Here is a 10737-nt window from a genome sequence, read left to right as displayed (position 1 = left end):
TTATACTTCCTAAATCAAAAACCGGTAAACTTGTTGAAGGTTCATTTGCATGGCTGCTTAAACAATACTTTAACAGCGTTCATTGGCATAGCCTTGCTAAAGCTACGAAAAGACAAAGAGAACTTATCCTTATGGAGGTATGTGATGCTATAGGAAACATTCCATACAGAGAAATAAAGAAATCACATATTACAGCGGGTGTTGAACGCCGCAAAGAAAAACCAACAGCTGCTCACAATTTTCTAAAAGCCCTTAATGGACTTTTTAATTGGGCAATTGATCAAGAGCTTTTAGAAAACAATCCAACAGTAGGAGTAAAAAGACCAGCTTACAACAACAAAGATGGATTTGCTGTTTGGACAGAAGAAGATGTTGAGAAATATTATAAAAAATGGGCTCTAGGAACGCATGAACGCGTCTGGATTGATGTCCTTCTTTACACGGGTTTGCGTCGTGGTGATGCGGTCCGCATTGGTTGGAACGATGTCAAAGATAATATCATTCACCTCAAAACAGAGAAAAGCAAATTCCAAACAGATGTCTTTCTGCCTATTTTGCCTGAATTAGCAGAAACCCTTAAAATTGGTCCTATTGGAAATGAAACATTTATTTGCGGGAAAAATGGAAATAAGCTCGTTAAAGAAAGTTTTGGCAACCTCTTTCGTGAGGCTTGTAACGTAGCGGGAATCAAAAAATCAGCACATGGCTTAAGAAAATTAGCAGCAACACGCGCAGCTAACTCTGGTGCAACAGTATCACAACTCAAAGCAATTTTTGGATGGACAGAAGATAAAATGGCATCTCTCTACACAAAGAGCGCAGATCGTAAAAGGTTAGCTATAGAGGCGATAAAAAAACTACAAAAAAATGAGGGATAACGCTATAAAAAGCATAATAGAATCAATAATGATAAATTTCCCCCATATCGTAATAACCCATTTATTTTATTTAAAATAATTGGAACGGCTCGGGGATCCACTTTTCTTTTATTCTACGTAATTTATTGTTTTTTCTAAAGTTTTTAGACATGAGGGATTCGTTAATAAAAGTAATGGAATAGGATTTTTGCAATAAAGTAGAAACACGGGATGTATTTTTTGCAATGAACGCAAAAAGCGATTGATTCATTTTAAAATAGCACAAATAAGATTACTTTTTTCAAACTACCGCGCCTTTATAAGAGGACACTGCAATTATTTGCACATTATAAATTACGATTTCTTTCATCAGAGATGAATTATTAAGCTCCATCAGCAATGAATCGGTCTCATATATTTTTTCCCAAAGAAAGAATGATTTGTACTCAATAAAGGAATTAAACTTAAAAACCTGCTCATGAAGCAATCATTTTGAAAAATGAAAGAAACAACAATCAAGGTCATATATTATCTCCATACACCCCACATAACCTCCTCCCCATCCTAAAAGCAAAAAAACATAAAACAAGTCTGTAAACACTCCGACGTCTTATCTAACAGGTTATTTCTCCTGCTAACCACTTCAACGCTTTACAAACAACCTTGCCTTGTTCACCACACTGTCATAAAACATTTAATACATAAAATCTTATAGGCTTTATATCCCCCAAATAATAGTTTTACAGTAAAAACCAAGATAACGAGCTAAATTGTTAAGAATCCTGGGAAAGCCTTCAGAAATCATGACATTCTCGCTATTGTATTATGCAGTCACATGCTTTTTTAAAGAGATATCTCTTAAATCCGCCAGGACTCTTTCACAATGACACCCCCGTAAATGGTATAAAATGAAATCGATTGATCAGCCCCATCTTTATTTATAATAAAAGCCATACCATCGTACTATTTTCCAACTCTCAATCTCAGCAATCCCCATTGCCTTGGAAAGAGTTTATAAAAATTATTTTATTTATTTTTCAAATGATTATCTATATGACAACTTCACACATAACGTGCAAGCGAATACTTTTGATTGATCCGCATAAATAACTTCAAAATGAAAAAAATACGATATAATGAATTATTCAATATATAAAACAATGAGTTATTATTAGACATCAATTTTAAAAATTAAAAGTTATCATTAAAGATAAAACACATCCTTTATAAAAATAGTTTTATATAAATAAAATCTACTTTTATTCCCATTTAAAAAAATAGGAATAAAGCAAATAAATAATTGCCTCTACAATAAAGATTTTTAATAAATCCAAAAAGTTAGAAGTTTTCATTTCTAAAAAATGAAAACCTCTAAAGGATCTTCTTACTTTGACAAGAGTATTTTATAGCTCTTTTCAATTGAGAATAAATCAACAAAAGTAAAAAATCTCCAGTACATGATCTTTTTTCAAGACTTTATCTAAGCAGCCCTCTTAACTGATTTTCGAAAACGAAGAGGCTTTGCACGCTTTACTACTGTTTTTGCTTTTTTATACCTCTCATTTTGAGGTGAAGAATTCTTCCGCTGCAACTGTGCGGTATCATCTTTTCGACCTAAAAACTGTTTTTGGCGTTTAGATTTTTTAAAACGGCGTTCCTTATCGTTTTCTTTTTCTTTACTTTCTCGTACAATTGGCTTTTCTGGAAACGCTGCAAATTGTTCTGGAACAGCCTCAGCCACCAATTTCATACGAATCAAGCGCTCTATAGCACACAGGCGGGACCTTTCTACCTTCTCATCAAAAAGCGTAAGTGCTACACCAGATGCGCCATTACGTCCTGTACGACCAATACGATGTACATAACTTTCAGCTTCATCTGGTAAGTCGTAATTAATAACGTGGCTTATCCCTGGTATATCAATACCGCGTGCAGCAATATCTGTTGCCACTAGGATCTGCACAGATCTTTCACGAAAAGCTTTTAAAGCAGACTGGCGAGCACCTTGTGATTTATTTCCATGAATTGTTGCGACTAAATATCCTACCTTTTCTAAACTACGTGTGACAGCATCTGCCCCATGTTTAGTTCGAGTAAAAACAATAACCGAATCAAAAGCTGGATTTGTCAAAAGTTTACTTAAAACATTCTTTTTTTCATTCGTAGGAACACAATATAATTTTTGGCAAATCTCTACAGCCGTAGTACCTTGAGGAACAACTTCAATTTTAACCGGATCATTGAGTAAACATTTTGCAAGCACAGCAATTTCCCTCGGCATTGTTGCAGAAAAGAGTGCTGTCTGACGCTCTTGATGCAAAAGCTTTGCAATTTGCTTAACATCATGAATAAAACCCATATCCAACATACGATCTGCTTCATCCAAAATCAAAAAACGAGATTGGGAAAGATCAACACACTTTTCACGAACAAGATCTCTCAAACGCCCTGGAGTCGCTATCAAAACATCCACACCTGCTTCCATACGTTTAATTTGTTTTAAACGTGATACACCCCCAAAAATAAGACATGTTGAAAGATGTGCTCCTTTCGCCGTAGTGCGAATCGTTTCATCAATCTGCACAGCAAGTTCACGCGTTGGAGCTAAAATCAAAGCGCGTGCAGTTTTAGGGCAGCGTTTATCACCTAAAGCCAAAATCTGACTTAAAATAGGCAAACTAAATGCCAAGGTTTTTCCAGAACCTGTCTGAGCAACACCTAAAATATCGTGTCCTTTCAACATAACTGGAATAGCTTGTTCTTGTATAGGTTTAGGTTTACTCATCCCAGCAATGAGTAAATTTTTAATCAAAAGAGTAGGCAAACCTAACTTTGTAAAAACATTTTCTTCTTTTATAGGCAAAATAAAATCTTTCCTTAGCTGAAGAACTCAAAAGAAGTAACCATCTGAACTCTCCACTCAAGAATCCGCGCAAGAGAAATCCCTGACATTTTAAATGAAGCAACGCCTAAAAAGCGGCTTGCGCAACTCATGAACACCTTGAAATCAAGATAAAGGCGTATAAACTTCACTTTACAAAAAGCCAACAAACCAGCCTAAATGCCTTCATCTCTATTATCTTTGGATTATGATAAAAAAGCAAGAACTTTACGAAATACATTTATCATGAATAAAAACAATATTTAGATCGTTTACTTTTTGATGATTGTGTCCATCGGTAAATGTACCTTGATAAAATCAGGATAAATCTCGAGAAAAACTGGATTTTGTAAAGTTTTTTGACCGCCATAAATTAAATACCATTGTGTTTTATCAAAAATCGCCAAAGTTTTATATTGAATGATGCGATCTTTCATCTCAAGAACTGTTGGAATTAAAGCATACAAAGTACCGTTATCAGTTTGTAAATACTCTATATTTTCTTTATCTAAATAATAAGCACCAGAAGGCACCCCCTCAAATTTCTTATGCAACTGTTGAAGAAAATCACTACGTAAAGCACTCTCTGTTGTATTCAATCGATGTGCCATCTCTTTATAAAGCCGCTCAGGCATATAACGAGAAATGGGCATAAAATCCCCATTTTTTATAGCATTATTGACATCAACAACGACTCTTGAAAGTTCATCTTTTTGTACTATTGTTGGCTGAGATGCTAAACTCTGTTGATTAACAATCAAAAAGAAAAATAGACTCAGCACCGAATAAAAAATAGGTCTCATCATTATACTTCTTGTTTTAGTAAAATTTCAGTTTCTCAAATAACAAAATCAAATAACGTTTGATCATCAGTAATATCACGATAACGCCAACCTAACGCTTGAAATTTTTCCTCTAAAAGACAAAAATTACCGTATTTTTTTGTTTCAATCGCAACCAATACAGAACCAAAGCTTCTCGCTGACTTTTTAAGATATTCAAAACGTACGATATCATCATCTGGTGATAATGTGGAAAGAAAATGACGCAATGCACCAGGATGTTGCGGAAAACTAAAAATAAAATATTTTCTCAACCCTTGGAAACGTAAAGAACGCTCTTTAATTTCTGGCAAACGCTCAAAATCAAAATTACCTCCTGAAATAACGAGAAGAATTTTTTTCCCCTTTAACTCTTGAGGAGGAATACTGTTAAGCGCATCAATCGATAAAGCACCAGCCGGTTCAAGAACCACACCTTCAACATTAAGCATTTCAACCATCGTAGAACAAACGCGGTTTTCAGGAACCGTAATGACAGAATCAGGGGGAAATTGCTTTAGAATTGTATAGTTTAGAGCACCAATTTCAGCCACAGCAGCACCATCTACAAAAGTGTCAATGCTTTCAAGCTTGACGCGTTTTCCACTCTCCAAACAAGCAAGCAAACTTGCAGCTCTTTGCGGCTCAACAAAACGAAGCTTTGTTTTCCAACCATATTCATGTAAAAACTTGCTCACTCCACTTGCCAAACCACCACCCCCTACCGGCACAATCATCAAATCTGGCTCACTTTCTCCATTGAGTTTTTTCCATTGTAAAGCTGCTTCACAAAGCACTGTTGCCTGCCCTGTAATAATGCGAATATCATCGAAAGGTGGAGCCATTACACCACCGCTCTCTACGACAAAGGATTGCGCAGCTTCATAACATTGATCAAATGTTTCACCAACCAAACGAATATCAATGAATTCTTTACCAAAAATACGTGTTTTTTCAATTTTTTGTTGTGGCGTTGTCATAGGCATGAAAATCACGCCTTTACGTTTAAAATAACGACAAACAAAAGAAACCCCTTGCGCGTGATTCCCCGCTGAAGCACAAACAAATGCAGAATCTGGTGATATACAGCTAAGCATTTCTGAAACAAAATTGAAAGCACCACGAATCTTATAAGACCGCACCGGTGTTAAATCTTCACGCTTTAAATAAATTTCTGCATCATACTTTTGACTAAGAAAATCATTTCTTTGAAGTGGTGTTTCAGCAAACACGTGATGCAATCCCACCATAGCTTTTGTGACGTCTTGAATAAATTGACTCATAACACTAATCATTTCATACTTTATTTACATTATAAAAGCTTTTTCTATCGATAAAGGAAACTATTGTCAGTCAAAATTTCACTAAAAAATGAAAAATGTTTCTTTTGTCATTAATTCTTGATTCAATAAAAGATATAGCTTATGAGAGAAATCACATCGCGGACGTGATGAAAACGGTAAACATAGCAGACTTAAAATCTGCCGGTCGAAGACCTTGCGGGTTCAAGTCCCGCCGTCCGCACCAGATTATCTTAATCTCTCTTATTTTCCAATGATTTATTAAAAATCAAAAAAAATTAAAGCACCTTCTAAACCACCTTTCGTAACTTTATTATAACGCTATAAGACGGCACCGCGGTGGTACTAAAATACGAATCATTGCTGCTTTTTGAGGTACCTTTTTAGCACTTTGACCTCCTCCTCGTCTTTATAGGATGGAGAGGCAATCAATATTGCTAATTTGGGATTGGCTTATACTCTTCATGACTCTTGTAAAACGACGCAAAAGCTCAGAAAAGAGATAGATGCAAAAGACAAAATAATAGATAAAGAAGCTGAAATAATACGTGCACAAAAAGATGTGATTCAAAAACAAGAAGAGTTAATTCGAAAATCAACTGCTTCTAAGATTATTTTTCCTCGAATGGCAGTAAAAAATTGGCCCAAAAGTAGTTTCAAGTACTTTCTCACGACCATTTTTTCAAGACAAGCAATCACAACACGCTCTGTCATAGCGCATATATAAATACGCAACAGCCTTCATGGAGGAAGATGATCATCAATACACAAACCGTTCTCTGCCTTGATCTAGATCTAAGACAGGCTGGGCGATTTCTCGTGTAGACAGCAGTATAACAAGTGGCACTTGTCAATTTTGAATTTTTTCGTTTTAAAGGCGATAGTATGCGCTATTTGCGTTTTCAGCAATGGCTTACAAAAATGAAGATCACAACAGATAAAGTCAATGTCTCACAAGAAGAGATGATTAAGACGGTGTGTGCAAAAGAATACAATCCAAAAGATGACAACGAAGCAAATGCTTTAGCAATTTTATATTTAGTTAAAGAAGGGAATGCGCATGTCTAATGCAATGCCATGGATAAGATTCCTTTTGAATGACTGGAACAGTGAGATAGATGGAATGACATGAGAACAAAGAGGCATTTATATAACGCTTTTCATTCGCATGTATGACAAAAAAGCACCAATTAAAACAGATTTTGAAATGCTTGCCCGCGCTTGCAATTGCTCGCAAAAAAGTTTGCAACTATTGTCGAATATCTCATGAAGAATGATAAACTTCTTGAGAAAGATAATGGTTTGTCGAATACGCGCATTGAAGAAGAGCTAAAAGATTTTACTGATAAAAAAGTGCACATATCGCAAATTCATAGTGAGGCTGGAAAAAAGGTGTACAATAAAAAACGCTATAAAAAACATTTTAATGATTTTGCTGAAGCAAACGCTAAGCAAAATCAAGCTATAAAGAACCAGAATAAGAATATATATAAACTAAAACTATCATTTTAGCAAAAAAACTGCTTCTGAAAATTTAGAAACAAACGAACAGGTTGACGAACCAACATAGGTTGCTGCTGTTGAGACCACATCAGAGCAAATCGAAACGGGTGTAGAAAACCAACCTTTCATTCACGAGCAAGAGAACATTACGAAAAAAGCTAAACGGGTTAGAAATGACAGTGGCTGTCGTACCCCTGATGATTTCGAACCTGTTTATGATTTCGCAATCGAAGAGGGATTGCCTCCAGAGCGTATCAAAGCCGAAATGGCAAAATTTCGAGATTTTTGGAAAGCTAGAACAGGCAAAGATGCACGCAAAACGGATTGGAAAGCAATGTGGCGCAACTGGGTGCAAAAAGCTATCGAGGATTTAGAGAACGGAAAAAACTATGGAAATCACTCTCAAAGGCAAAAAAGTGTAGATGAACGCATCTCAGACAGTATCCTTGATATCGGGCCTCGAGGTCACTTTGAAACACATTCACGAGATGATAACTCTGGAGTTTCCTTTAGTTTTGAAAAGTGGCAAGCATTGACACAACAGCAGGAAGCGATTGCCTTAGAAGCGTGTGATCAACTTCACGAATTGTTTTCAATAAAAGTGAGTAAAGAGGACATAACCAAGGCAATTCGGATGCTTTCGGTGTGGTTTAAAAATTTCGCAACAGACAGATCATGAAGGTATGGCGCTTACCTATGGAATGGTTTTGGAAAGTGTTTCTGCGTGGTCACTCATAAAAACGGTTAAACGGATTTTATGCGATGAGTTAGAAGGTTTATCGGATACGTTTTTTCCAAGCACTCGTGAGTTAGTAAGATTATGTCGTGATTTGAAAAATAGTCTTTTGACGAAAGCCAATCTTGTACACTAGGCTGTTTTGAACACCCGTGAAAAAAGGCTGAAAGAAAAGGCAATGAGAGAGAATTCAAGACCACTCACGTTGGTTGAAAAGCAAGTGAAAAACACTGCAAATTAGCAAACTAATGAAAATTGCTGATCGTTTTGTGATTGGATGTGCATTTAAATCGACAAAATGGCACCGTACAGAGTGATTTAAAGATTTTATGATAAAAAACCTATCTTATAAAACGCTCTGTACGGTCAAATTTGAGGCAAATAGACAAATTTGTAAAATTAGGATTAAAGCATGTTCATTTTAAAACATCTATTCTTAAAAAACCGTAAACAACCCATGCGAAAGAGGTTTGTTGCAACGGCAGTGGGTATGTCCCATGGGGGATGGGACAGAGGAGTATTTTTACAACCTCTACAAATACGAAGACGGTACAAAAGAGTGTAAAAAGTTTGATGGTGATCAGTATTACAAAACACCTAAAAATGCGGATTTTAGTACCAAAGCGCAAGTAAAAGCATGGGTTTACGGTGGTGATATTCCGAAAAGCATTCTCAATTACGAACCTCTTATAGACGAAGATCAACAGAGAGATCAAAAAATTATCGAAAACCGCAAGAAATAAATATGTTTACAGATAAGCAGCTAAGAGCCTTGTTTGGTATTATAACTTTTATATTTTTATGTTTTTCAGAAATTAAAAAAATATTGACTTTATTCAGAGTATATTGCGTATTGCTCTAAATGCGCTTCTTAAACATTTGCACAAAAGCATTAAAAGCTATTGAATCATGGACTTTATGTTATATTTTTATATAATATTAGAGAGGGCGTTTTATGCACAACAAAATTACGTAAAGTTGGAGGATCCGTTATGCTCTCTATACCGCCTGCATTGTTTGATGTTCTTCATCTTACTGAAAATATGCAAGTGGGTTTGGCTATTGATAATGGACAATTGGTTGTAAAACCACAAATATCGCAAAATTACACTCTTGAAGAATTGTTAGCCGAATGTAATCCTTCGGACGATTTTGCGGATAAAGATGTAGAGTGGTTTGATGCTAAGCTTATTGGCAGAGAGCTCTTGTAATGAAGCGAGGTAAAATTTGGTTTGTATCGCTTGACCCAACCTCTGTCTATGAGAAAAAGGAACGCGTCCTGTACTGATTGTGTCACCGGAGGCGTTTAATCGTTTAACAAAAACACCCATTGTTTTGCCCATTACGAGTGGAGGAAATTTTGCTAGAATAGCAGGCTTTGCTGTTTCATTGGTGGGAACAGGGCTGCATACAACAGGTGTGATACGCTGTGACCAACCGCGTGCTTTAGATATAGTAGCGCGTAATGGAAAAAGAATGGAAACTATTCCATATATAATTATGGATGAAGTCTTAGCAAGGTTATCAACATTTCTTACTTGAATTTTTTCTACACTTTTAAATGTTTAAAAACACCAACTTTAGGTAAAAAGTAAAAAAGCATAAGATCATGATTTTTTTCTGCTGACAATCAGCTAATCAATTTTTCACAGAATAAAAATCAATATTTGACTAATGATGTCATTAATTATGACTCAAAAGGAGCCATAATGAAAGCTGTCATCACTACGTCAATGTGTGTTGTTGGAGACAATAAAAGCGCTGTTCGCTTTGAACCATTACCCCCAATAATCCATTTGTTGAAGTTTCTAATCAGGTCTACGCACGTCTCAAGCGCGCCAATGCTGCAAAACCTTTTGTTGACGTCAAAACAACAGCAAAACCTGAAAAGACAGTTGAACAAATTAAGCAAATAGAACAAGAAGCCACACAAACATCAACTGAATCAGCAGCCGAAGAAATTCCACCCGAAAAACCAAAAGCTTCTAAAGTTTCCAAGTCATTAACACCTACCCCCAAAAAGGCTTAGACGTTGAAGTTAATCATCCACCAAAAATGGTATCTTCAACAGGTGAAGGATACCTTCACCAGTCTTCAAGCACCACACCTTAATTGGGCTTTGCGTAATGCTCTAAACACCGCAGCAAAACAGTCGAACGCTTTACTGAAAAGCAAATTGCCGATGTTACATCTGCCCAATCAAAGCATGTTAAGCAAGGTATTTATATTAAAGAAAAGGCGACAGCAAGGTTTCTTGAGACAGATATCATTGGTTCTGGAACACCGATACTTCTTAAATTTTTTAAAGCAAAAGAACAAAACGCGGCGTGACTTACACAACTGTTTGGAAAAAAACAAATCTTGCCCATGTTTTTATCAAGGATGGGAGTTTTCCAAAGCGTGTTGATTTAAAAAAGATGAAGGGTAATGTTTTTCAAAGAGCGGATGGAGATCAATTCCCCATTGCAAAACAAGAGGAACCCTCAATTGCTAGGGTGATGTCAAAGCCAGAGATTACAAGTGCTATTGCACAATATGCCAATGAAAGATTAACCAAAAATATACAGAGACAACTTAAACGTCAAGAATATGCTGCCAACAAGAAAGGCTAGATCATGTTCTCAAGCTTTATCTATAT

8 protein-coding genes, 1 tRNA gene and 5 pseudogenes are annotated in these 10737 nt (G+C 36.0%); 11 read left to right on the top strand and 3 right to left on the bottom strand.

The genetic code is table 11. The features are described from left to right. On the top strand, nucleotides 1–878 hold an 878-nt coding region (locus ACFINS_RS08720), incomplete at its 5' end, for a tyrosine-type recombinase/integrase (RefSeq protein WP_375651406.1). Nucleotides 879–2337: 1459 nt separating this feature from the next. Here ACFINS_RS08720 and ACFINS_RS08715 read toward each other — a convergent pair. From ACFINS_RS08715 to ilvA, 3 genes are all read right to left on the bottom strand, one after another. Continuing rightward, nucleotides 2338–3720: a DEAD/DEAH box helicase gene (locus ACFINS_RS08715; RefSeq protein WP_375612448.1), complete on the bottom strand. Its 1383-nt coding sequence runs from the start codon at nucleotides 3718–3720 to the stop codon at nucleotides 2338–2340. A gap of 290 nt (nucleotides 3721–4010) precedes the next feature. Then, entirely contained in the window at nucleotides 4011–4541 is a 531-nt protein-coding gene (locus ACFINS_RS08710; protein WP_375612454.1) for a hypothetical protein, read from the bottom strand. A gap of 35 nt (nucleotides 4542–4576) precedes the next feature. Next, nucleotides 4577–5854, bottom strand: coding sequence for a threonine ammonia-lyase IlvA (gene ilvA / locus ACFINS_RS08705; protein WP_375706097.1), 1278 nt, complete (start codon nucleotides 5852–5854; stop codon nucleotides 4577–4579). A gap of 146 nt (nucleotides 5855–6000) precedes the next feature. Between ilvA and ACFINS_RS08700 the strand changes: the two genes are divergently transcribed. The 10 genes and pseudogenes from ACFINS_RS08700 to ACFINS_RS08655 all read left to right on the top strand — a co-directional run bounded on the left by ACFINS_RS08700 (nucleotide 6001) and on the right by ACFINS_RS08655 (nucleotide 10711). Continuing rightward, nucleotides 6001–6086, top strand: a tRNA-Leu gene (locus ACFINS_RS08700). Between the two features lie 527 nt (nucleotides 6087–6613). After that, nucleotides 6614–6928, top strand: a pseudogene (locus ACFINS_RS08695) (hypothetical protein). A 198-nt stretch (nucleotides 6929–7126) separates the two neighbouring features. Continuing rightward, complete coding sequence (locus tag ACFINS_RS08690) at nucleotides 7127–7372, top strand: hypothetical protein (RefSeq protein WP_375640990.1); 246 nt, start codon at nucleotides 7127–7129, stop codon at nucleotides 7370–7372. A 256-nt stretch (nucleotides 7373–7628) separates the two neighbouring features. Beyond that, a complete protein-coding gene (locus tag ACFINS_RS08685) occupies nucleotides 7629–8042 on the top strand; it encodes a hypothetical protein (RefSeq protein ID WP_375651405.1) in 414 nt (137 codons plus the stop codon). Between the two features lie 4 nt (nucleotides 8043–8046). Beyond that, the gene (locus ACFINS_RS08680) at nucleotides 8047–8235 is read left to right on the top strand and encodes a hypothetical protein (protein ID WP_375613729.1); all 189 of its coding nucleotides are present in this window, start codon (nucleotides 8047–8049) and stop codon (nucleotides 8233–8235) included. Between the two features lie 276 nt (nucleotides 8236–8511). Beyond that, nucleotides 8512–8858: pseudogene (locus ACFINS_RS08675) on the top strand (hypothetical protein). A 233-nt stretch (nucleotides 8859–9091) separates the two neighbouring features. Continuing rightward, on the top strand, nucleotides 9092–9310 hold the full coding sequence (locus ACFINS_RS08670) for an antitoxin (protein ID WP_375613730.1): 219 nt from the start codon (nucleotides 9092–9094) through the stop codon (nucleotides 9308–9310). Then, nucleotides 9310–9641, top strand: a pseudogene (locus tag ACFINS_RS08665) (type II toxin-antitoxin system PemK/MazF family toxin). Before ACFINS_RS08670 ends, ACFINS_RS08665 begins: the two are co-directional and overlap by 1 nt. Before the next feature lie 167 nt (nucleotides 9642–9808). Further along, nucleotides 9809–10128, top strand: a pseudogene (locus ACFINS_RS08660) (hypothetical protein). Nucleotides 10129–10170: 42 nt separating this feature from the next. Further along, a pseudogene (locus ACFINS_RS08655) lies at nucleotides 10171–10711 on the top strand (hypothetical protein). The last annotated feature ends 26 nt before the right edge of the window (nucleotides 10712–10737 follow it).

Source organism: Bartonella sp. AA2SXKL, assembly GCF_042197205.1.
Lineage (GTDB): Bacteria > Pseudomonadota > Alphaproteobacteria > Rhizobiales > Rhizobiaceae > Bartonella.
This window is presented reverse-complemented; position numbering and strand designations above follow the sequence as displayed.